We start from the raw sequence: 23,280 nt of genomic DNA on the forward strand, positions 1-23,280 counted from the left end.
GCTTACTTATTCACCGTGACCTGCTTGGCCGGCCACTTCAGCTGCTTGCCAACCGTCTGGGCGTAGGCCACCGCTGCGGCGCCGTCGGCGTCGACTTCGATCTGGGCGTTTTGGGCCGCCAGGGCGACCGCTTCCGGCATGTTCATGAACCGGCGAACGTTCAGCAAGATTGGCCCGTTGCGATGATCGGCCGGTAGGTGCGTGGCCGTCACCTTGGCGACGCTGGGCTCAAAGATCGTCGCGTAGATGGCGACGCCGGCGTCGACTCCATCGGCGGCGATCGTTAGCGGCGTACCTGGCGATTGCGACTCAATCGCCTGAATCGCACGGCGCGTGTCCCAGACCCGCATGCCGTGGACCGTTTGTCCTAGCTGCAAGAAGCGGCGACGAATGTGGGTTTCTTTTTTCTTGTCTTGATCCCACTGGGTCGAGCCGACGCCGCGCTGCACCAGGAAGTACGTCTTACCAGGCGACTTCAGCAGCGTCTGCGCCGCGTCGCTGTTGGGCGACTTTCCATCGGCGGCTGCCGTGGTCAACGTTTCCAGCGCGGTCCAGTCGGTCTGGTCGGCCAGTTGCAGCGTGGCGTTTTGCCCGCCGTTGTCGATCAGGATCACGGGCAGGACGACGCCGGGCTGCGTTTGCAGATCGAAGGTAGTGATCGTGGCGTCGCCGATCTTGTCGGCGACGACCTGCGTCAGCTGCGGCTTCGATTTTCGATTAGGCCAGCCGGCGAACGACTTGGCCAGCAGCGTCTCTTTCAGCTCCGCCGCTTGCGACTTCCAGGCGATCTCCGAAGCGGGAACTTCCGCTCCCGGCGCGACCGGCACGAACGTCTCTTGGATCTCGGTATTGATCTGGTCGGCCGGCAGTTCACCGAAGACCTTCAGTTCCTTCTTCGTGAACATCGGCGTCGCGGGATCGTCAATCAGCGGCGACTCTCCCTTCAGGTGACGGCAGAGCCAGTGAAACGCCGGAACCCGCAGCGGCTGCGTATCGGCATGGCCGCCATCGACGATCGCCAGACCGAGGTTCGCTTTGGCATCGTACAAACTATAGATCTCGCGGGCCGCGAAGAAGGTGCGAGTCACGCCATCGAGCGGAAAGATCGGATCGCTGTCGGTGTTGGCGATCATCAGCGGCCGAGGAGCGACCATCGCCGGGAGGAAGCTGAAGTCGTACCGCGGCGTGTTCGTCCAGAACATGCAGTCGCAGTGACCGTTGATGCAGTCGTCGACGATGTGGTTTTGCAGGTCGGTGATGCCGGCAACCGGAACCGCCGCCTTGATGCGATCGTCGAGCGCTGCGATGTACCAGCTGTACGCGCCGCCGCCGCTCCGTCCAGTGACCCCGATCCGCTCGGGATCGACGTCATCGCGAGCTTGCAGCAGATCAAGCGCACGAACGCAGTTCCACGTTTCGACGCCGATCGGCGAGTAACCCCGATTGACCCACCACCACATGCCCAGGTGGTGCGTCCCGTGGTGCAGCCCCTGGATCTCGCCCAGTTGTAGCGTGTCGATCGTCAGGCAAACGAAACCATGTCGGGCAAACCACGCGCCATGATGTTGATAGTGGGTCTTGTTGCCAAGGCTAACGCCATCTTCGACCACTTTGCCATGTCCGCAAACGTACAGGATCGCCGGCAAGCGTCCTTCCGCCTTGGTCGGGCGATAGAGATTGCCGGTGACGTACAGGCCGGGTCGCGATTGGAAGTGGATCTTCTCGACCGTGACGCCATCTTTTTCCAGCGTCCCGGTGACTGTCGTCTGCAGGTCGGTCTTTTCCGGCCATGGCTGCAGACCGAGCATCTCCTTTAGCTGCTCTTGGTATTCGCCTCGTTTAGCTTTCCACTGATCGATCGAAGTTGCGGTTACGATCGGCTGATTGGTCAGCGCCGCGGTCTCGGCGGCAAAGTACTTTCGCACCGCCGCATCCCCCGGTTCGGCAACCGCCCAGGTCACGAGGGAGAGGGAAAGAAGCGCGGAGAGCGCAAGGGAGAAAGCGAGTCGATGACGACGCATTGAACAATTCCAGCGAGGCGAAGGGAGGAAGGCGGGAAACGGGTGTGAACTACTATCCTGGTCGCTTTCCCCCCCGCGTCAACTCTCAGCTGGCCCGAGATTCTCTTCGCGTCGCGAACCTTAAACGGTCGTCGACGGCGGTGGCGGAGAATCGGACGAAGCTCCGTTCTCTTGGGATCGCAGGGTGCCGTTGCGGAAGGCCTGGGCCATCGACTTGGGAACCTCCGCTTCGGCCAGAACCAGCTTGGCCCGGTTCAGGACAACCTTCGCCTTGTTCTCTTGCTCGGTGGCGACCGCTTCGGCGCGGCGCTGTTCGGCCTTCGCGCGAGCGACGCGGGTATCGGCTTCGGCCTGATCGTTTTGCAGTCGAGCGCCAATGTTCTCGCCGACGTCGATATCGGCGATGTCGATGGAAATGATCGCATAGGCGGTTTGTGCGTCCAAATTGCGATCGAGCACCGCACGGGTGATCAGGTCCGGATTCTCGAGCACCCGGGTATGTGTGTCGCTGGAACCGATCGCCGAGATGATGCACTCGCCGACACGGGCGATGACGGTCTCTTCAGTGGCGCCGCCGATCAATTGCTCCAGCGACGTGCGGACCGTCACCTTCGCGCGAACGCGAAGTTCGATGCCGTTCTTGGCGATGGCGCTGAGGGTCGCCTTGCCGCTGCGGCGCGGATCGGGACAGTCGATCACCTTGGGCGAGACGCTGGTCCGCACCGCTTCGACCACGTCGCGGCCGGCCAGATCGATCGCGGCGGCGCGGTCAAAGTCGAGGGCGATTTGGGCGCGATGGGCGGCGATGATCGCATGAATCACCGCCATCACATTGCCGCCGGCCAGATAGTGCGCTTCAAGCCGCTTGGTGCTGATGCCGTCACGGCGGTCGATGCTTAAACCGGACTGCGAGGCCATGATCTTCGCTTTGACGATCACGCGGCTATTCACCTGGCGGAAGCTCATCCCGACCAGCTCAAACAGCGAGACCCCGGCCTGCGACATGTAGGCCTGAAACCAGAGCGGCCCATACGCCAGCATAATGACCAGGAAGACGAAGCCGAGGAAGGCCAACATCCCCCCAACGACGACATACATAAGGTACCCGCCGCCTTCTTGTTGGGCCAACAGCATCCAGGGCACGACGTTCGGCATAAAATCTCGACCTCAAGCGAATAGTTCTAACGGCGATCCACTAGGGCGCATGATACCGGATCGAACCGCCCCCAGCCAGCAGTTTTACGGGACGATCTGAATCTTCATCCCACCCCGAGACAGGTAGACTTGGTACATCTGCATCAGGAGATGCGACATCGAAAACCAGGAGATCACCACCGCCGGCAGCGCGCCGATGCAGCAGAGCAAATAGCCAAGATTGATCATGATCCCGGAGCTGAACGCCACGAACAGCAACACCAAGATCTGCTCAAACCACATTTTGCTGATGAAGTCGCGGATGAATGCGAAGTCAAATCCCTGCCCGATGTCGTTGGTCATCGCCACGCGAAACATTCCCGGCAGCATCGCGATGTTCATGAACAAGATCGTGCCAAGGTAGATCGCCCCCGCGATTACGATCCCAATGACCGCCAAGACCTCGTTCTTGGAGCTCGCCAGAACGCTGAAAATTAAGAAGCAAACCAGCATCACAGGGATAATCAAGAGCGAGGCGCACAGCCCATACAGCATTACCCACAGGGCCCGCATCAGGTATTCGCCAAACCGATCAAATGTGAACAGCGAATAGGGGCGCTGGCCGCGGCCTGCGAGCCGCTGCGCGACGCAGTCATACTCGTAGCCTAACACGGCGAATGCGCCGATGAACGGAATCAAGACCGTCAGCGACGCCATCAATAGACCGTTGACCCACTCGGGATGGTCAAAAAACTCGGTGATGGAACCGAAGTAGTCGATCGATTCGCGCGTTTCGAGCGGCATGTCGCCTGCGTCATCGTGCTCGCGAAACGCTTCGGTACTGGGCGACACATAAGGATTCGACGAATCGTCGGACATTCTGGGCTCCGTCGTCAAAATAGGCGATTAATGGTGCAGGCGGTCCGCCAACTTACGCGGCATTGTCGCCGCTTAGTCGTCCTTTTTCAACTGATGCGACAACAACCAGGTAAAGACTTCCGGATTCTCGTAGGTCTGCGTCCAGCTATCGTGGTCGACCCCGGGGTAAATCGTCAGCTTGACGTCTCCGCCGGCCGCATTGACCGCCTCGACCATTTCTTCGCTCCGTTTCAGCGGTACGACATGGTCTTTTTCGCCGTGGAAGACCCACAGCGGAGTCGACGTCAGCGCCTTGGCTAGTTCCGGATCACCTCCGCCGCAAATGGGCAAGGCCGCGGCAAATTTGTGCGGGTGCTTGGCGACCAGCGACCAGGCGCCAAAGCCGCCCATGCTCAGCCCAGTGCAGTAGATCCGCGTCGGATCGACGTTGTAGTTCGCTTCGATCTCGGTCAGCAGCTGCGTTAGCGCTTCCTGTTTTTCAGCTTCGTTCCACCAGACGTTCGGCGAGCATTGGGGCGAAACGATGATGAACGGCAAATCTTGCTTCGCGACCAACTTGGGCGGGCCATGCTTTTTGACCTTCGCCAGGTCGTCGCCACGTTCCCCGGCGCCATGCAAAAAGAGCATCAGCGGCTTCGGCTGGCCGTCCGCCGCGTAGTCGGTCGGAAGATAGATCCAGTAGCCCAGTTTTTCGGGGTCTTGGCCCTCCAGCTTCACTTCCAACTGCTGGGCGACTTGCTTGCCGGGAGTCGGCTGAGTGGGGGAAACGGGGTCGGCGGCCATCAGCGTGAAACTCCCTAGCAGCAAAAAACCTAACGAAGCAATTAACTTTAGTACGGAAAATCGCCCCCAAAAAACGATAGAAATCGCTTACAGCCTAATAGGGGATGCATCCAAATGCAATCAGCGCAAGCTAGAGCGTTTTTCTGATAGCTGTAGCGTTTCTGGCGTTAGTGAGGCAAGCTGGTGAAGGCGACCGAAGCAGGCGAATCCTCAAGATTCGTCGATGCAGGTCAACGCCGACCAGCGCGGCCGCAACCAGCCACAACGATACAGATGGAAGAAAACCGTTCTAACGAAGCTGCTGTTTGAGCCAGTCAATTTCGGTCGCGATACCGGCGGCCAGCTCTTCTTGCCGCAGTTCCGGCGGCAGCACCGTCCAGGCGTACGTCTCGACCTCAAAATGCTTGATCGGAGCCAGCAGCTCACGCTGACGCAGCAAATCGAGAATCGCCCCTTGGGTGGTCCGCAGCGGCCCAAAGGCGTCGATGTAAATCGGCATGTGAAAGTGAATCCGCCAGATCCCGTCGGGGGTTCCCTCCAAGGCGTTCAGCACCTCCGGCAGATCCTCGACCAGCGTCCGCTCGCCGGCGGCGGTCTCGACCATCGTCTGGTGCAGGTAGCGGTCTTCAGCGAATTGCATCAGGCGCTGGATCGCCGCCTCACGTTCGTCCTCGCTCAGCGACTTGAAGTCGACTTCGATCGCTGACGAAATCTGCACCTTGCCGACGCCGATTCCGGCCGCTGCGTACTGCGACAAGACCGACGATTGGTCTTCGCACATGACCGCCGCGTGGCATACGTCGTGGCAAACGCGAATGTAACGAGCCAGCTGCGCCGGATCGCCAGCGGGGAACAGGCGATTTTGAAAGAAGGCGATCATGTCGGCGGTCGTGTCGATCGCGCAGCCAGGCTCCGGCTCGATACAGACATAGATCAAGCGGCCGGTCGACTGCTCGATACGCGCAAGTTCGTTGGCCAGCTTCACCAGGTTGGCGACGGCCGCGGACCAGGCCTCTTCGCTGAGCGGCGGATTGCCCCACGCAATTGGTAGGGTCGAGATGCTTCCTTCTTCGCCGGGCGGGAGCAGTTGATCAAGGACGTACGCCAAATCGAGCGTGTATTGCAGCCGCAGCGGGTCGATCCAGGTTGGTTCGTAGACGGCGTGCTTGACGACCGCTTGATGAAAGTTGCCGTACGGAAATCCGTTCAGCGTGTAGGGAATCAGCTGGTTTTCGTTCAAGAAGCTGCGAAAGCGGGTCAGGCGTTCGCCGTCGCGCAGCTCTTTGGCGGTCATGGCCGAAAGCCAAAGCCCGACGCCCATCGGTTGGCGCGGCGAGATCATCTGCCGAACTCGGACAGCGTGCTCTTGCAGATTCGCTTCCGTTTCGGCAAGATTCGCGCCGGCATGCACATTGGTGCAATATCCAATCCAATCAGGCAGCGACATCCGGTTCTCCGCTGGGGCAGTGGGGGGCAAGCTTCAAACCGCTTGATCGTAGCAAGGATCAGCGATTGCTGCGAGAGTCTGGTTCGATTGGCGGTTCGCGTAAGAACAATAGTGGGATAGCGGCCGCCGAGCGCAGCAGCCAGGCGACGACAAAATAGGGGAAGTACGCCTCCGGCGCGCTTCGCAACTCTTGCGGCAACCATTGATTGGTCAGCTGACCATCAATCAAGACCGAGACGGCGTAGACAACGCCGGTGAGGCCAAAGTAGACGCTAAAGTTCGCCGAAGCCTGTTTCGGGCCGGCGATCCGCATCATCAGCGTCGCCAGCGAGACGTTCGTGCCGACGTAGGCGATCAGCGCCACATAGCTAGCGACGTATCCCCAGGCGCCTCCCAAATACAGCAGCGGAGCGCAAGCGACGATCAACTGACAAACGATCATCAGGCGTTGGCAGCCAAATCGATCGACGATCTGTCCGCACCAGCTCGAGAGCAGCGGCTGCCCCAGCCGCATGATCGCCTGACTGGCGAGCACTAGCGCCAGCGACAAACCGAGCGCCTTGTTGACGTAACTCCAACCGAGCGAATTCGACACGCCGTTGGCGGCCGAAAAACAAACCCCGTAGATCAACAGCCGCCGCAGCGGCCGACTCTTCAGCAGCGCTTCGCCGGCGGCAAGCAATCGTGACGCGCCAACCCTGACCTCGGCGTTCACCATTCGCATCAACGGCAAGGTCGACGCTCCCAGCAACAGCGCGCCGCCGGTCGCCAATGCAACGCGCAGCGGCAACACCGACGCCCCTTCGTACTGCTGGCGATACCAGACGTCAAACCCCGAGGCGACGACAAACCCAACCAGCCGCCCGATGTTGAGCCACAACTCGCGCCGCCCGGTGAACCGTCCATAGAACGGCCGCGGTATCAGGACCGAGAACCAACTCCACAGGATGATCGTCCCCAGGTACTCGCACAGGTGATAGAGACACCAACAGACGATCAGCGCCGTGCAGCTGAGCGCCTTGCTCGGCAAGACGCCAGGCCAGGCGGTCGCCGGCAACAACAACAGCAATACGACCGACGCCCAGTAGAACGCAAGGCAAGGGAGTTTGTGGCCGCGAAAGTTGGCCAAGATCCGCGGACTGAACCACCGCAAGACGCCTGCCAGTTGCGGAGCGGCGATGATCCAGGCGACCTGAGCGTTGGTGGCGCCCAGGTCAAACGCCAAATAGGTGACCAGCGACGTGCTGATGACGCCATTGCCAAACGCCCAGATTGTGGCGTTGGCGCTGGCGGCGGCGATAGCGCGGCGGCGGTCGGCCGAAGTGATCGAGTCAGCGGTCAGCATGCGAAAATCTTACCGAAGCGGTTCCCAGTGCGAGACTGCGAAAATATAACCGCTCAGCCAACCTGCGTCACTTCGCCGATTCCCCTTCCATCCGATAGATGGCCAAATGCTTGCCGTCAGGGCCCAGATATTCTTTGATTTCAAAGATCCCTTCGACCGTCACAGGACGAACGGTGAAGTCGACCCCACTCCCTTTCATCTCGACCAGGATGCAGTCATAGAGAGCGGCAGTGGGACCAAAGCAGCATTCCATATTGTCGCGTACCAGCACGAACTGCTTGATGCCGCGCGACTCGAAACTTGGCAGGATGTAGCCGCGAATGCGAATCTTCTGATTGGCCAGCTCTTCGATCTCTTGCGGCAACATCGACCGGGCGAAAGGCTCTCCCTTTTCCATCTCGAAGGCGATGTCGTCAAACGTTAGATCTTGTACGCCTGGCTTGCGGGGCAAGGTCTTGTCAGGCGCCAGCGCCTTAGAAGGCTTAATCGGCGACGTCGTCGAGACCCCCGGCGGGGCGCCGGCGGGGGTTTCTGGCGTGGCCGGCTTAGCGTCCGCGGGCTCGGTCGGCTGTGGATCAACGTTGGCGGTATCTTCCGGATTAGGATCTTCGGCCGGTTTCTGCGCTGGCTCAACCGGTTGGGCCGCCGACGGCGGAGGGCCATCGAGTCCCGTCATGTTCGCCGAAAAGGGAGTCCCTTCCGGAGTTGTCGGCGCACAGGCGCCGCAGAACAGAAGAATCGCAGCGATCGAACCACGGGTCCACATAGGCGAGCTTTGTCAGGAGGGACGCTTTATTTGACGTAGTCGGCGTCAATTTCGTAGTAGACGCCGGTCAGGTCTTTGATTTGATGCAGGCTCTTGTTGATCGTCAGCGTGCCGCCAATCTTGCGGCGGTTGAACGACCAATCGACCCGTAGCGGTTCTTGCAGGCGAACTTCGATCATGTCGGTCAGCTTTGGCTGGCCGCCGAAGCAACAGGTGTCGAAGTCAGGCACCAGTACGAAGCGGTTCAAGCCTTCCTTTTGATCGTGCGGGTAAACGTATCCAGAGACCAGCACGCGCTTACCGTCGTACTGCCAAGCTTTGTCCGGCACTCGCGCCGTACTGCCGAGATCAGGCTGCAGCGAACCGAAGGCCATCACTTCGTACCCTTCCGGGATGTTGATGTACTCTTCGTAGTAATAGCGGCTGGGGCTGATGACTAAGGCGATCGCGCTGATGATCGTGCCGGCGATCGCCAGGTTGCGGCCCGTCAGCAGGTCTCGGTTGCGATCGACCATCCGCGTGGCGAACAGGCCGAAACCGACGCCGATCACCGCCAAGGGCAACAGCGAGATGGCGAAAATCGACAACAGGCTAAGGATGCCGACGATCAATGCGCCGACCGCAATTCCGCTGAGCGATCGGTAGCGATCGTAGTCGGGTTCGCCTTCAGGCGTTTGGGCGGGAGGTGAATCCAAAGTCGCAGTCATGAGTCAATAAACGGGGTTGGAGCCAATTCAGGCCGTCATGCCTAGTACGCGAAATCGCCCTCGCTGACGATTCGCCTCTACACGGAACTAGGCGCTAGGCGCCTGATAGGGACTTCGCAAAATCAGCCACATTCCCAGCGCCAACAACAAGCCGACAATCAGCGGCATGGCGAACAGGGTCAGGCGGCTGGCCGACGGAGCGTCGACCGCTTGCGGGTTTTGAATCGCGTCGGCCAGCAGTCGATCGCCGCGGGTGGCGAAACGTTCGCTGCCGCTGGCGGCGGCTGGCGCGGCGGTCGCCTCTTGGTCTTCGTCGGTTGCGACAACCGGCTCGTCATTGGCCGCTTCCTCTTCCGCCGCTTCGATCAGCGACGGCTTCTCGGCGGTCAACTCTTCGGTGGTGGTGGCCGAAACAAGTCGGACGCCCACTTTCGAGTTGGACATCGCCAACTCTTCCACTTCACGCGATGGCGTGACGCCGGAGTTGCGGAAGGGGAAGAACGTCTGGGCCCGCTTCATCGCATCGGGATCGATTTTTTCGAGTTCGACCAGCGCTTCCTTCGCTTCCGGTTTCGGACAGGCCATCAGGTAGCGGATCACCGGCACGCGAACCCAGCTCGAATCGTCATCCGCTTCTTTGAACAGCTTGGTCAGCTTGTCGACCACCGTCCAGTCTTCCCAACGAGCCAGGTCGACGATCACCAGGTCGGCCAGCGACGGACGATCGAGCATCAAGTGCAACCCTTCGAGCAGTCGCTCGCGCGGGATGATGTCGGTCTCAGTACCGTGAAAGCGAATCGCCATGATCGCGGCGTAGGTGTCGGCGTATTCCGCTTCTTTGTCTTCCAGGAACAGTTCTTCGACCAGCGGCATGCCATCTTTGCCGGCCAGCGTCAGGTAGCAGCCGATCAACGCGTCGAGCCCCGCCTTCTTCTTGCGGTCGTCGCTTCGCAGCAGCGATTCGAGGAACGGCAGGTCGTCTTTGCTGCCGCAAACGCCCAGCATGGTGAAGTAGAGCCGGCGATGGTTGGCTTGCAGGTCGTCGTTCTTGAGCCACTCGATCAGTTGGTCATGATTCATGTCCCCCTTCATCGAGTGCAACCAGTCGTACGGCGCTTTGGCGAATTCGTCATAAGCGTCGCGGGCCGCCATGTCGTCCTTTCCTTCCAGGTACTCTTGGAAGTAGATTAGACGGTGGTAGTCGTCTTTGGGCTGCTTGAGCGAGCCATGGATGTAGTCGACGCTCGATTCTTCGAGCAGCGTCGGCGTCGACCACATCAAGTTGGTCGGGTCCGAACCGAGAATCAGAAACTTACGTCCGGCGCGGCCTTCGCCGTAATAGAGCGTCTCGACCGACTTGGCGTCGCCCAGATGCTCTTTCCCTTTCAGGACCTGGGTGATGACGAAGTTCGCTTTGACGCCGCCAATGGCCGGGTCGGGCGCGGCGGTCGGCGTCTTTTCGAGCGTGGCGATCAGCGCCACGTCCATCGACTCGATCTCTTCCGAGAAGGTTTGCGAAACCGCGGCACAAAACGGACAGGCGGTCGCCGTCGACAGCGGAGCGGTCGCCAACACCGTCAAAATCAACATCCAGATGAAAACAGAGCGCATCGACTACTCGCAGGCAGGGGGGAAGGAGTTAGTCGCCGAGCGATTCGGCCACGTCGGTCTTATAAGCAGTATACGCCGGTAGGAAACCAACCAGCACCGCCAAAAATATCAACCCGGGAATGATCAGCAGTTCCAGGCTGAGCAGCCCCCGCAGGAAGGTGGGCAACGAGTTAATTATTGCGGGTCCGATCCTCGCTTCAACCGACATCGGCAGGGGGGCCATGTCAAAAAACCCGATAGAAACGCCAGTTTTCGCTTCAATCATCGGGCTCGCGGCCGCCATCATCCCATGTCCGATGGTCCAGCCGATCAGGCCGCCGCCAACCGACAAAATGACCGATTCGAGCAGTACGACGCTCATCACCGTCCCTCGGCTGGCGCCCAAAGCCCGCATCACCGCGATCTCATGCTTGCGGTCGTTCATCGAGTTGTAAATGCTTACCAGGATTGAGATTCCGGAAACAATACAGATCAAAACGGTAATCACCAGCAGCAAGGTCTGAATCGGCGAAACGATCATCTCGAAGAGATTGGTGATTTCCAGAACCGGCAGCACCACTTGGGCGACACTTCCCTCGTTGACGGCGTTGCGGATAAAAATCGGCGAAAACGGATCATTGGTCCGAATCAGCACGGCAGTCACTTCTCGCTGGTCGATCGGCAGCGGATCGCGGCGGAGCTTGGCCTCTTTTTTCGTCTCCGGCGAAGAATCGGGCGCCTCGTCGTCGACCGGCTTGGCGTGCCCCTCCATCAAGTAGAAGCCTTCCATATTGATGAAGACCCCCCGATCGTTCGGCGTGCCGGAGGGCGCCAGGATGCCGACCACGATAAACGGCGATTCGTCGTGGGCGTGCCCTTCGTCCGAACCGTGCGAAGCGGCGATCTTATCTCCCAGCTTCAGGCCGGTCTCACGGGCGACGATCGAACCGACGACCGCTTCGTAGTAGCCATGCTCTTCGTCCCAGGTTTTGAAGTTCCGCCCCTGGGCAAAATGGTAGCGCGGCTCTTCGTCATCATACGGATCACGAAACAGCTCAAAGAACTTGGGCAACGTCCCGACCACGCGGAACCGTTTGTAATAGTCCCCCAGACAAACCGGAATTGCGAAGTCGGTGTGTTGGGCGTACTTGCCGTCCTTCACCTCGCCCAGCACGTCTTTCGACATCAGTTCTAGTTCTTTCCGCTGTTGGTCGGCGGTCAGAAACTGCTGGTAGAAATCGTAAGGGATGTTCTCAACCGGTTCGCTCAAGTAGTAGGTCGTATTGAGAACCAGCTGCAGCTTGCCCCCTTTTGCGCCGGCGATCAGGCCGTAGCCAAGGTTCGAGTTCCCCATGAAAGAACGGGAAACCATGCCGTAGGTCAGCAACACCCCGGTTACCAGGGCGACTCCCATCGCCATCGACAACGCCGTCAAACTGGAAGCGAGCGCCCGTTGGGTGACGCTGCGCCATGCAATCGCCCACCGCGTCATGTCGTCACCTTGCTTAGTTGGTTGATTTCGTCGAGACGTTCGACCCGGTCGAACTGACCCGCCACTTCCATCGAGTGCGTCACCATCATCAAGGCGATCTTCTCTTCGTTACAGGTTTCGCGAATCAAGTCGATGATTGACTGTTGATTCGAAGGATCGACGTTGGCGGTCGGCTCGTCGGCCAGCAGCAACTTGGGTCGATTGGCAAGCGCCCGAGCGACGGCGACGCGTTGTTGTTCGCCAACCGACATCGTCTTTGGTTTGTGTGTGATGCGATGCGACAGGCCAACTCGCTCGAGCAACTGCGTCGCCCGGCTGCGATCGGCGCCTTTGCCAGAGAATGACATCCCCAATAGGACGTTCTCTATCGCCGTAAACGCCGGCAGCAGATTGAACGTCTGAAAGACGTAGCCGATCTTCTCGGCTCGCAGCCGATCGCGCCCTTGTTCCGACAGCCGGCGGAGATCGAGACCGTCGATCTGCACCGTGCCGCTGTCGGCGTGGCTGATCCCAGAGATAACGTGCAGCAGCGTCGTTTTGCCGCAACCGCTCCGCCCGACCAGAATCATCTGCTCGGCCTCGGATAGCTCAAATCGGGGGATATCGAGAATTGGCAGGAGCGCCCCGTTGGGCTCCGTGTATGATTTTTTGACGTTTTCCAGCAGCAACATATCGCTTGTCTGTCTAACGTTAGAACCAAGGAAAAGAACGGCAATCCGCCCAATAAGGTCGGTTTTGACCGGTTCTGGGAAACCCTCTATTGAAGTTCAGCCGGCCAGGATCGTCCAGGGCCGCCGGGTCTCTTTTTGCAAATCAATTGTAGAAACTTAACTACGGGGTCGCTAGCAAAAAGGTTCGCAGTGGTCCTGCGGAAAGGGTAAACTCGCACTTTCCTCCTCAAAACCTCCCACACCACAGCCAAGACGACCCCAATCATGCACCGCTACGGATTCCCGCTCTTGCTTCTCTTCGCTTCCATGACCGCCATCGCCCAAGCGGACGATGCGGATTCGCCTGTCAGGTTAACCGGACAGCCAGGAGTCGTTTCGGTGGAATACCTTACTGATGGCGCCCCGCACGACAGTTGCCATGCGTCGACCATCGCCCTGACGAAGAATGGCCTGGTCGCCGCGTGGTTCGGCGGCACCCGCGAAGGCGCCAAAGATGTCGGGATCTTCTTCAACCGGCAGGTCGACGGCAAATGGATCACGCCGGTCGAAGTCGCCAATGGCGTGCAGTACGTCACGCCCGATGGCAAAGAGCATCGTCATCCCTGTTGGAACCCAGTTTTGCACCAGGTCGAAGATGGCGACCTGACTCTCTTTTACAAATGCGGACCGTCCCCCAGCGCGTGGTGGGGCATGGTGATGAATTCCAGCGATGGGGGCGTCACCTGGAGCCAACCGCGGCGGCTACCCGAAGGAATCGACGGTCCCGTCAAGAATAAGGCGATCCTGCATGATGGAAAGCTGGTTTGTCCTTCTAGCAGCGAGAACGACGGTTGGCGGCTGCACTTGGAGATGACGTCGGACGGGGGCCGTAGTTGGACTCGCGTTGGCCCGCTGAACGAAGGTCACAAGGTTGGCGCGATTCAGCCAAGCGTGCTGATCCATGCCGATGGCCGCTGGCAGATCTTGGCTCGCGATCGCAATGGCGACGGCAACGTCTGGAGCACTTGGAGCGACGACCAGGGAATCACCTGGACTCCGCTGAAGTCGAGCGGTCTGCCCAATCCCAACTCGGGCACTGACGCAGTGATGCTGGCCGACGGCCGAGCGCTGCTCGTCTACAACCACACGCATCGCAGCGGTTCGTTTCCCAAAAGCCGCAACATGTTGAATGTCGCCGTCAGCAAAGATGGCAAAGCGTGGGAAGCGGCGCTGCTGCTGGAGAAGAGCCCCGGCGAGTTTTCGTATCCGGCGGTGATTCAAACGCCGGATGGGTTGGTTCACATCACGTACACGTGGCAGCGGAAAAAGGTTCGCCACGTCACCGTCGATCCGGCCAAGCTGCAGACCAAGCCGATTCAGGACGGCGTCTGGCCCGAGTAACGGCCTGGCCTACTTCGACTTCAGATCGAAGTCCTGTTTGTTCTCGCCGGCTGCAACTTCCAAGGTCAGTCCCGACTTGGTGTTGTAGCGGGGCGGGATTAGCGAGCGGGTCATGTCCTTCTGCGGGCTATCCGCTTCGCCCGCATAGGCGGCCCGCTGACCAACAACCCGCGACGCGTTGATCTCAATCCGCTTCGCCCCGATCGGTACGCGGGCCTGATAGACGCCGTTTTCGATTCGTTCGCCGGCGGTGGCCGTTTCGCCATCGACCGGCACAAACGAAATGGCGCCGTTTTCTAGCGGCTGCCCGTCGAGGGTGACCATCCCTTCGACCATGCCATAGTTGTTATCGCCGCCGCAGCCCGAAAGGCCGCCGATCCCAATCGCCAGGGCTGCGCAAGCGCAGCATAAAGTAAGCGTTCGCATCGGTCTGGTCGCTCCTCAGAGAAACATCGATAAGAAAAGAAGTCTGTCAAAGCGACCTTAGCAGTCCGTTGATTTTCTCGACGGACTGCGTGATCGCACGGATGCGATCCCAAAACAACGACGTAAGTCGTTATTTTGCGAGCCGCGAAGAGCTATGCTCTGAGCCTGGCGAGGTTGAAAAATGCCACGGTGGCATTTTTCAACAGGCAGTTAGGGAAGCTGCAAAGACTCATTGCCGGCGCTCGAACCGACCGCGTGCCACACATTGGCCGAAATCGTTTCGCCGACAAACGTCACCGCGCCATCTCCCAGCAAGACGTTGACGCCCCCGGGATGTTGACTGCGAGCGGTGACATACATCGGCGACGACGCGGTCACGCAAGGAGGATTGGGCGCCGTGTTGGTGCAGAACTGCGGCGCGTCGACGCCGCTGTTGGGCGTGTTGTTGGTCATGAATGCGCAGCCCGGGCCGTCGTCGTTGAAGATATCGCCGCGCGAGTCCCGATCTTCTTCGCGGGCCATGATGATCTCGGACATGACCAGCGTATTGGAAAGGCCGTCCGTAAAGCTCGAGAAATCGCGGGCCTTCTGATTGCGAGCAAACGGAGCGCTTTGCGCCACTTCGTCGGCGCCCGCCGTGTTGCCGAAGTTGACGACATAGTTGCCGCGCGATCGCCAGTAGGCGTCACCTTTCCAAAGGGTCTCTCCTTTTTCGCTGGGGCAGAAATAGAGACCGATTGGCTGCGTGCACAAACCGGTCGTCGCATTCTGCGTGATGTGGTTGTGCGCCGGCGAGGTGCTGGTGGTATAGAAGGGCTGATCGGGCAAATACTGATCAGCGAGGGCCGATTGTTCGATAAACGCCCAGATTTCGACAACCCATGTATGTCGCGGCGAATTGGTCGCGCCGATCGGCAAATTATGGAAGGTATCGTGGCGGTTGTGCAGCGCCAACCCATATTGCTTGAAGTTGTTCATACATTGCCCGCGTCGGGCCGCTTCGCGGGCTTGCTGCACCGCAGGCAGTAAGAGAGCGATGAGCACGCCGATGATCGCGATGACCACCAGTAGTTCGACAAGCGTAAAGCCAGATCGGATCGATTTCATGGCACAGACTCGCAGATAGGGTCGAAGAAGAAGGAGGATGAGACAAATTCCGCCCTAGCAGATGGAATATTGGTGCACTGAGGCAAATAGCTCAGCACCTAGTCAATAAATCAGATTAGTTTTATATTTTCAAGCCTTTTCTTCTCTACGCAGATAACTATTTGCTGACTCAAGAAAAGGCCATGAACCCTCTTTGTTTTCTCCTCATTCTTCGGTTCGCTCGGCAGTTGCAAAGTCACGGCCAGATCGATGTCAGGAAAGCCTTTCTTCTTGCCGCCGGACACTCCAAATCGGCGTTCGAGCGATGTCGAAGTTTTCGCCACCAAGGGGACAGAATCGGGAATGTCGAAGCCGTCGTTAGCTTCGACCCGTTGTCACTATACAGCTGTCCCCTAAAATAAAGAGTTTGCCTAACTTTCTGCCGAATCGACGCATGGATGGGCCCTTATGCCGGTAACCGATATCGAGATCAAAGGCGCACGCGAACACAATCTCCGCGACGTCTCTCTCGTACTTCCCCGGAACAAGCTGATCTGCCTGACCGGCGTCAGCGGTAGCGGCAAGAGCTCGCTCGCCTTCGACACCGTCTATGCCGAAGGGCAGCGCCGGTATGTCGAAAGCCTCTCGAGCTATGCCCGGCAGTTCATGGGGCAGATGCCCAAGCCAGAGGTCGACTTCATCGGCGGCCTCACCCCGTCGATCTCGATCTCGCAGAAGACGACCGGCAACAATCCTCGCAGTACCGTCGGTACGATCACCGAGATCAACGACTTCCTCCGCATCCTCTATGCGCGGATTGGCAAAGGTCATTGCACCGAGTGTGGCAAAGCGCTGACTGCGCAAACGCGTGAGCAGATTCTGGAACACATTCTGGCGATGGAGGAAGAGTCGCAGATCGTCATCCTGGCGCCGCTCATCCGCGGGCAGAAGGGTGAGCACAAAGATCTGTTCATCGATCTCTTGAAACAGGGCTTCGTCCGCGCTCGGGTCGATGGGCGAGTCGTCAATCTGACCGATGACCTGTCGCTCGACCGTCAGATGCGGCACAACATCGAACTGGTCGTCGATCGCTTGACCATCAAGCCGAGCGTTCGCGGCCGGTTGGCCGAAGCGGTCGAACTGGCGATGAAGATGGGCGAAGGAAGCTTGATCGTCGCGCCCCGCGTCGACGAAGAAGAAGCTGACGAGGAAGCTCCCAAACCGACCAAAAAAAAACCGCGCGCCAAAAAGCAAAAGAAGACCGACGTCGCTGGCGACATGATGTTCTCGGTCGACTACGCCTGCGTCGATTGCGGCGTTTCGTTCGATCCGCCGACGCCGCAACTATTCAGCTTTAATAGTCCGCAAGGGATGTGCCCGGTTTGCGACGGGCTTGGGCAGATCTACACCTTTGATCCCGAACTGCTCGTCCCCGACGTCACGCTGTCGTTCAAGAAAGGCGCTGTCGAGATCCTCGGCAAGTGGTCTGATCTTGGTCGTTGGAAACGCCACATCTACAAGGGGGTCGCCGAGACGATGGAGCGGAAGCTCAATCTCGACGCTGGCGCCTTTTTGGATACGCCGTGGCGTGAGATGGAAGACGAGGTCAAGAACCTCCTGCTCTATGGCGCCGGCGAACAACACATCACCTTCACTTGGCGAGCCGGCTCGTCGCCGCAAAAGTATGGCGGCACCTACGACGGGATCGTTTCCGACCTGCTCGAAAAATACAAGACTAGCAACTCCAAGCCGCAGTTGCGACAGCTCGAAAAATATATGTCGACGATCGGCTGCCCCGACTGCGGCGGTCAGCGACTCAACCCGCAGGCGCGGTACGTCAAGCTGGGCACCAAAAGCAAGGCCTTCAAAGACAAACCGGAACTATCCTTGCCGGACGTCTCGGACCTGTCGATCCAAGACGCTACGGAGTTCTTCAGCAAGCTCGATCTCGACGATATGTCGCTGAAGATCGGCGCCGAAGCGATCAAGGAAGTCCGCGGACGACTTGGCTTTCTCGAAAACGTCGGGCTCGAATACCTGACCCTGAGCCGCACCGCACCGACGCTCTCCGGCGGAGAGTCGCAGCGGATTCGCCTGGCCGGGCAAATCGGTTGCGGTCTGGTTGGCGTGACCTATATCTTGGACGAACCATCGATTGGTTTGCATCCCCGCGACAACGATCGATTGCTCGCGACGCTCAACGATCTGCGCGACCTGGGCAACACCGTGCTGGTGGTCGAGCATGACGAAGACACGATGCGGGTCGCCGACCATGTGATCGACTTTGGTCCCGGCGCCGGTGTCCGCGGCGGTTACATCGTCGCCCAAGGTCTGGCCGAAGAAATCGCCGCCAATCCGAAGAGCGTCACCGGTCAGTTCTTGGCCGGAACCGAGAAGATCGACGTCCCCGAGACGCGCCGCCAACTGGGTGAGAAAAAGCTGACGATCGTCGGCGCCGCCGAGAACAACCTGAAGAACGTCAACGTCGAGATCCCGCTGGGCGGTTTCGTCTGCGTTACCGGCGTCAGCGGCAGCGGCAAAAGTAGCGTCGTCAACGACATCCTGGTCGAAGCGCTCCGTCGCGACTTGAACCATGGCCTGGGCGAACCAGGCGCCCATGAGCGGATCGACGGGCTCGACCATCTCGACAAGATGATCGCCATCGACCAGTCGCCGATCGGCCGCACCCCGCGCAGCAATCCGGCGACCTACATAAAGGTCTTCGACGATATCCGCAACCTGTTCGCCCAACTGCCCGAGTCACGTCGTCGCGGCTACAAACCGGGGCGATTCAGCTTTAACGTCGACGGCGGACGCTGTTCGGCCTGCGAAGGGAACGGCGCCAACAAGCTGGAGATGGACTTCCTGGCCGACATCTGGGTCACGTGTCCCGTTTGCGAAGGGCATCGCTTCAACCGCGAAACGCTCGAAGTGCGGTTCAAAGAGAAGTCGATCGCCGACGTGCTCGAAATGGACGTGCAGGAAGGGCTGACGCTGTTTGAGAACGTGCCGACCATCGCCCACAAATTGCAAACGCTGCACGACGTCGGTCTCGACTACATCAAACTGGGACAACCGTCGCCCACGCTCTCTGGCGGCGAAGCCCAACGGATCAAGCTGGCCAAAGAACTGGTCAAACGCAGCACCGGCCGCACGTTGTACCTGCTCGATGAACCGACGACCGGGCTTCACTTTGCCGACGTGAAGATGCTGCTGAAGGTGCTGCACGCCTTCGCCGAGCAGGGAAACACGGTGCTGGTGGTCGAGCACAATCTGGACGTGATCAAAACGGCCGACTGGCTGATCGACATGGGCCCCGAAGGCGGTTCGTCCGGCGGTACGGTTGTCGCCTCGGGACCGCCGGAGGTCGTCGCCGAAGTCGAAGCTTCGCACACGGGTCAAGCGCTCAAAGCGGTGCTGGCCGGCAAGCAAAGCCGCGCCGTGACCGAGATCAAGCGAGCCGCCAAAGCCGCGCAGCAGAAGCGCGACCAGAAGGCGGCCAAGGTGATCGAAGTCCGCGGCGCCAAGATGCACAACCTGAAGGATGTCGACGCCAAGATCGACCGCGAGAAGATGACCGTCTTCTGCGGACCGAGCGGCAGCGGCAAAAGCTCGCTGGCGATGGATACGATCTACGCTGAAGGACAACGGCGTTACGTCGAAAGCCTGAGCGCTTACGCGCGGCAGTTCGTCGGTCAGATGCAAAAGCCGAAAATCGACCATATCGAAGGGCTCTCGCCGGCGATTGCAATTGAACAGAAGAATCTCGGCAACTCGCCCCGTTCGACCGTCGGAACGGTGACCGAAATCTACGACTACCTCCGCGTGATGATGCCGCGGCTCGGTACGCCGTATTGCCCTGACTGCGAAATTCCGATCAGCACGCAGACCTCGTCGCATATCACCGACAAGATCCTGAGCGAGCCGGCCGAGACGAAGCTGTTTCTGATGGCGCCGGTCATGCTGGACGTGGGTCAGCAATACTCGGAGTTGTGGGAAGACCTGAAGGCGACCGGCTATCAGCGGATCCGCGTCGATGGGGTCGTTCACACGCTCGACAAACCGCCGAAGATCGATCGCCGCCGTCATCACGATATCGAGGTGGTGGTCGACCGTATCTCGGTCAAAGAAGAGTCGCGGAGCCGCATCGCCGACAGCGTCGAGAACGCGCTGAGCCTGGGCGCCGGTTTCTTGCATGTCGCGTACGTCGACGACAAGCTGCCGGAGCATCGCTGGCGGATCAAACGGCATAGCCAAAAGCTGTCGTGCGGGCAGTGCGATCGCAGCTTCGATCAACTCTCGCCTCACAACTTCTCGTTCAACAGTCAGCTCGGCTGGTGTCCTGACTGCGAAGGGTTGGGAACGCAAACCGGCGCCGATCCGACCGCGCTGCTCAGCGACCCAAAGCTGTCGCTGCGCGAAGGAGCGCTGAAGCTGTGGCCCGGCGTCCATCACGACATCTCGGTACGGATGCTCGAAGCGTTGTCTGCCTCGGCCGGCGTGCCGCTCGACACGCCGTTTGAACGACTCAGCAGCCGCCATCGCCGCGTCTTGCTGCATGGTACCGGCGACGCTTGGTTTGACGTGCATGATAGCGAAGATCAGACCAAGCGACCGATCTTCCGCTTCCAGTTCAAAGGGTTGTACCCAGCGCTGGAAGAAGCGTCGCGTTTGTCGCCGGCGTTCCGCATGCAGCTGGAAAGCCTGGTCGCTGAGGTCGAATGCACCACCTGCTGCGGCAGCCGTTTGCGTGACGATTCGTCGGCGGTGCGGTTCCGCGATCAGACGGTCCTCGACATCTGCAGCATGCCGATGGGGCAGTTGCTGGAGTTCATCCAAGGTTGGAAGCTGAAAAAGCGGGAAACCAAGATCGCTGGCGAAATCGTCCGCGAGCTCGAAAACCGCGTGCAATTCCTGTGCGACGTCGGTCTCGAATACCTCACGCTCCGCCGCACGGCGCCAACGCTGTCGGCCGGCGAAGCGCAACGCATCCGACTCGCCAGTCAGCTCGGCAGCGGGCTCTGCGGCGTGCTGTACGTCTTGGACGAACCGACGATCGGTCTGCACCCCCGCGACAACCGCCGCTTGCTGTCAGCGTTGCATCGTCTGCGCGACCTGGGCAACACATTGATCGTGGTCGAACACGATCACGAAGTGATCGAAGGAAGCGACAAGCTGCTCGATTTCGGTCCCCAGGCAGGCGTCAACGGCGGTACCATTGTGGCGACCGGCACGCCCAAGCAAGTCAGCAAGGCGAAGGACTCGATCACCGGTCCGTACATCAGCGGCAAGAAGGCGATTTCGGTTCCGTCGAACCGCCGTATGCCTTCCGTCCGAGAGCTGGCGGCCAAGGGAAAACCGTTCGAGCTCAGCTCGCCGACCGGCGAATGGCTGGAAGTGGTCGGCGCCCGGCATAACAACCTGCACAACGTGAACGTGCGGTTCCCGCTTGGCAGCCTGATCGCAATCGCCGGTCCCAGCGGCAGCGGCAAGAGCAGCCTGATGCAGGAAGTGGTTTACAACTCGCTGGCCCGCACGCTGCATCGCGCGTCGACGACGCCTGGCGCTCATGACGCGATCCGCGGCATCGAGGCGATCAACAAGGTGATCCGCGTCGATCAACAGCCGCTCGGCAATTCGCCCAGCTCCAACGCGGCGACCTATACCGGCGTCTTCGACGTCATCCGCGATCTCTTCTCGCAACTGCCGGAAGCGAAACTGCGCGGCTACACGCCGCGGCGGTTCAGCTTTAACGTCGATGGGGGACGCTGCGAGACGTGCGAAGGGATGGGCCAGAAATGCATCGAGATGCACTTCCTGCCCGACGTCTGGGTCACCTGCGAAACGTGCGATGGCCATCGCTACAACGACGAAACCCTGTCGGTTCGATACCACGGCAAGTCGATCGCCGACGTGCTGGAAATGCCGATCGGTCAGGCGGTAACCCTATTCGAGAACATCCCCAAGATCCGCCGCATTTTGCAGACGCTGTGCGACGTCGGTCTCGACTACGTGACGCTCGGCCAACCGGCGCCGACCCTCTCCGGCGGTGAAGCGCAGCGCGTGAAGCTGGCGTCGGAACTGGCGCGGCCCGACACCGGCAAGACGCTTTACCTGCTCGACGAACCTACGACCGGTCTCCACTTTGAAGACCTGCGGAAGCTGCTCGACGTCTTCCATCGCCTGGTCGATCTCGGCAACACGGTCGTGGTGATCGAACACAACCTGGACGTCATGAAGCAGGCCGACTGGATTCTCGAGATCGGTCCCGAAGCAGGCGCCGAAGGAGGTCGACTGGTCACCGCCGGTACGCCGGAAGATGTGGTCGCCTACAGCAAGGCGTTCGACAAGGGAGACGAGCCGCTTCGTTCGCACACCGGCGAAGCGCTGGCGCCATTCCTGAAGGCCGGCCCCTACGAAGAGCGCCGCCGCTTTGACGAGGCGGCCCTCGACCAAGAACGCGAAGGGGACATGGAAATCGCCGACGTTGGTCGCGCCACCAAGATGCCGTGGGAACTCGACGGCCGCCGCTGGCACACCAAAGATCGGGTTGGCCGCAGCGGTGAGGCCTGCAACTGGGACGGCAAGATCCTCTCGGCCGTGGTCGATAAGATTCAAGAGCTGGGCGAGTTCAGCGAGATCAACTGGAACTCGCGAACCATCGTCGAAATCTCGGGGCTCAAGAAGAGCGACGGCTGGTTCTTCCACGCCATCACCGGTGAAAGCTGGTTGGTGAAAATGAAATTCCGCGTCGCCAAGGGAACCTTCGACCGGATGGAGTTGCCCAGTCGCTTGGCGCTGCCGACCTTGAACGAATTGGAAGATCTGCCGATCTACAGCAACGAACCGCGCTGCAAGGTGAAGAACCTCCGTGGGCCGTTCCAGGAAATCGAAATCCGCGCCCATACTTACGAAGAGGTCAACCGCAGCGAATTCTGGGAGTTCCTCGGCCAAGCGGTCGCCGGCTTCGAGAAGTACCTCGGCATGATCAACCAAAACGTCGAAGACCACATGCCCTGGAAAAAGCTGGGCGAAAAGTGGCATCTGTCGCGGAAAGGCTTCCCACCGGGCAAGAATCCGCAGTGGGATCCGAACGTGCTGGAAGACCTGCTGGGTCTGTTGGTCGACACGGCCGACGATGGTGAGATCCTGTGGAACAACCAGGTGATCGTCAACGTGATGGCATCCGGCGTTAATGGATCGTGGGCCAGCGTCACCAGCAAACGCCCGGAAGACGTCCGCCTGACGATCCGCGTCCCCCGCGGCGCCGTCGCCCTGGGCCGCATCGCCGGCTTGGGTCATGAGCCTGACATCGACGCCAAAAGTGATGGCGACGTCGTCCGAATCCACTTCCGGACGACCGACGACCTCGAAAAGGGAGATCTGGCCGAGTTCCTGCAGGAAACGCTCAGCGCGATCGGTGAGTCAAACGGCCAGAAGAAGCTGTTCTGATCGCCAGCAGCTCGTCATTCGTCATTCCGGGCGCTGCTAGCACCCTCGCAATTCACCTTGCGTCCAATCAGCGGCGACCAGTATAAGTCTGCTCCTTATTT

At 59.8% G+C, this 23,280-nt stretch carries 15 protein-coding genes; 2 read left to right on the forward strand and 13 right to left on the reverse strand.

The genetic code is table 11. The annotated features are described in order from the left end of the window. Positions 1-2: 2 nt before the first annotated feature. The 11 genes from Enr8_RS00410 to Enr8_RS00460 all read right to left on the reverse strand — a co-directional run bounded on the left by Enr8_RS00410 (position 3) and on the right by Enr8_RS00460 (position 12,835). On the reverse strand, positions 3-1,961 hold the full coding sequence (locus Enr8_RS00410) for an alpha/beta hydrolase family protein (RefSeq protein WP_222434777.1): 1,959 nt from the start codon (positions 1,959-1,961) through the stop codon (positions 3-5). A 180-nt stretch (positions 1,962-2,141) separates the two neighbouring features. Then, the gene (floA, locus tag Enr8_RS00415) at positions 2,142-3,176 is read right to left on the reverse strand and encodes a flotillin-like protein FloA (RefSeq protein ID WP_146428655.1); all 1,035 of its coding nucleotides are present in this window, start codon (positions 3,174-3,176) and stop codon (positions 2,142-2,144) included. Positions 3,177-3,260: 84 nt separating this feature from the next. Then, complete coding sequence (locus Enr8_RS00420) at positions 3,261-4,034, reverse strand: DUF4013 domain-containing protein (protein ID WP_146428656.1); 774 nt, start codon at positions 4,032-4,034, stop codon at positions 3,261-3,263. A gap of 72 nt (positions 4,035-4,106) precedes the next feature. Then, on the reverse strand, positions 4,107-4,817 hold the full coding sequence (locus Enr8_RS00425; protein ID WP_146428657.1) for a carboxylesterase family protein: 711 nt from the start codon (positions 4,815-4,817) through the stop codon (positions 4,107-4,109). Between the two features lie 289 nt (positions 4,818-5,106). Beyond that, positions 5,107-6,264 (reverse strand): metabolite traffic protein EboE, encoded by a 1,158-nt coding sequence (gene eboE, locus Enr8_RS00430; RefSeq protein ID WP_146428658.1) that lies wholly within the window; start codon positions 6,262-6,264, stop codon positions 5,107-5,109. A 58-nt stretch (positions 6,265-6,322) separates the two neighbouring features. Continuing rightward, complete coding sequence (locus Enr8_RS00435) at positions 6,323-7,609, reverse strand: MFS transporter (RefSeq protein ID WP_146428659.1); 1,287 nt, start codon at positions 7,607-7,609, stop codon at positions 6,323-6,325. Positions 7,610-7,676: 67 nt separating this feature from the next. After that, positions 7,677-8,375, reverse strand: a complete 699-nt coding sequence (locus Enr8_RS00440) for a DUF3299 domain-containing protein (RefSeq protein ID WP_146428660.1) — start codon at positions 8,373-8,375, stop codon at positions 7,677-7,679. A 26-nt stretch (positions 8,376-8,401) separates the two neighbouring features. Continuing rightward, positions 8,402-9,082: a DUF4190 domain-containing protein gene (locus Enr8_RS00445; protein ID WP_146428661.1), complete on the reverse strand. Its 681-nt coding sequence runs from the start codon at positions 9,080-9,082 to the stop codon at positions 8,402-8,404. A gap of 87 nt (positions 9,083-9,169) precedes the next feature. Beyond that, positions 9,170-10,693 (reverse strand): hypothetical protein, encoded by a 1,524-nt coding sequence (locus Enr8_RS00450; protein WP_186767348.1) that lies wholly within the window; start codon positions 10,691-10,693, stop codon positions 9,170-9,172. 28 nt (positions 10,694-10,721) lie between these two features. Next, complete coding sequence (locus Enr8_RS00455) at positions 10,722-12,164, reverse strand: ABC transporter permease (protein ID WP_146428662.1); 1,443 nt, start codon at positions 12,162-12,164, stop codon at positions 10,722-10,724. Next, complete coding sequence (locus Enr8_RS00460) at positions 12,161-12,835, reverse strand: ABC transporter ATP-binding protein (RefSeq protein WP_146428663.1); 675 nt, start codon at positions 12,833-12,835, stop codon at positions 12,161-12,163. The genes Enr8_RS00455 and Enr8_RS00460 overlap by 4 nt, the downstream gene beginning before the upstream one ends. Positions 12,836-13,213: 378 nt before the next feature. Here Enr8_RS00460 and Enr8_RS00465 point away from each other — a divergent pair, with 378 nt between their 5' ends. After that, the gene (locus Enr8_RS00465) at positions 13,214-14,215 is read left to right on the forward strand and encodes a sialidase family protein (protein ID WP_246119898.1); all 1,002 of its coding nucleotides are present in this window, start codon (positions 13,214-13,216) and stop codon (positions 14,213-14,215) included. Positions 14,216-14,224: 9 nt separating this feature from the next. On the opposite strand, the gene Enr8_RS00470 is transcribed toward Enr8_RS00465, so the two are convergent. Continuing rightward, positions 14,225-14,641, reverse strand: a complete 417-nt coding sequence (locus Enr8_RS00470; RefSeq protein WP_146428665.1) for a hypothetical protein — start codon at positions 14,639-14,641, stop codon at positions 14,225-14,227. A 210-nt stretch (positions 14,642-14,851) separates the two neighbouring features. Continuing rightward, a complete protein-coding gene (locus Enr8_RS00475; RefSeq protein WP_146428666.1) occupies positions 14,852-15,748 on the reverse strand; it encodes a DUF1559 domain-containing protein in 897 nt (298 codons plus the stop codon). 447 nt (positions 15,749-16,195) lie between these two features. On the opposite strand from Enr8_RS00475, the gene uvrA reads away from it, so the two are divergent. Continuing rightward, a complete protein-coding gene (uvrA, locus tag Enr8_RS00480) occupies positions 16,196-23,179 on the forward strand; it encodes an excinuclease ABC subunit UvrA (RefSeq protein WP_146428667.1) in 6,984 nt (2,327 codons plus the stop codon). Positions 23,180-23,280: the final 101 nt, after the last annotated feature.

This window comes from Blastopirellula retiformator, assembly GCF_007859755.1.
Taxonomy (GTDB): domain Bacteria; phylum Planctomycetota; class Planctomycetia; order Pirellulales; family Pirellulaceae; genus Blastopirellula; species Blastopirellula retiformator.

Coding starts and splice junctions, on each gene's coding strand:
- floA (WP_146428655.1), bottom strand. CDS start 3,176: ATGCCGAACGTCGTGCCCTGGATGCTGTTGGCCCAACAAGAAGGCGGC.
- Enr8_RS00420 (WP_146428656.1), bottom strand. CDS start 4,034: ATGTCCGACGATTCGTCGAATCCTTATGTGTCGCCCAGTACCGAAGCG.
- Enr8_RS00425 (WP_146428657.1), bottom strand. CDS start 4,817: ATGGCCGCCGACCCCGTTTCCCCCACTCAGCCGACTCCCGGCAAGCAA.
- eboE (WP_146428658.1), bottom strand. CDS start 6,264: ATGTCGCTGCCTGATTGGATTGGATATTGCACCAATGTGCATGCCGGC.
- Enr8_RS00435 (WP_146428659.1), bottom strand. CDS start 7,609: ATGCTGACCGCTGACTCGATCACTTCGGCCGACCGCCGCCGCGCTATC.
- Enr8_RS00440 (WP_146428660.1), bottom strand. CDS start 8,375: ATGTGGACCCGTGGTTCGATCGCTGCGATTCTTCTGTTCTGCGGCGCC.
- Enr8_RS00445 (WP_146428661.1), bottom strand. CDS start 9,082: ATGACTGCGACTTTGGATTCACCTCCCGCCCAAACGCCTGAAGGCGAA.
- Enr8_RS00450 (WP_186767348.1), bottom strand. CDS start 10,693: ATGCGCTCTGTTTTCATCTGGATGTTGATTTTGACGGTGTTGGCGACC.
- Enr8_RS00455 (WP_146428662.1), bottom strand. CDS start 12,164: ATGACGCGGTGGGCGATTGCATGGCGCAGCGTCACCCAACGGGCGCTC.
- Enr8_RS00460 (WP_146428663.1), bottom strand. CDS start 12,835: ATGTTGCTGCTGGAAAACGTCAAAAAATCATACACGGAGCCCAACGGG.
- Enr8_RS00470 (WP_146428665.1), bottom strand. CDS start 14,641: ATGCGAACGCTTACTTTATGCTGCGCTTGCGCAGCCCTGGCGATTGGG.
- Enr8_RS00475 (WP_146428666.1), bottom strand. CDS start 15,748: ATGAAATCGATCCGATCTGGCTTTACGCTTGTCGAACTACTGGTGGTC.
- uvrA (WP_146428667.1), top strand. CDS start 16,196: ATGCCGGTAACCGATATCGAGATCAAAGGCGCACGCGAACACAATCTC.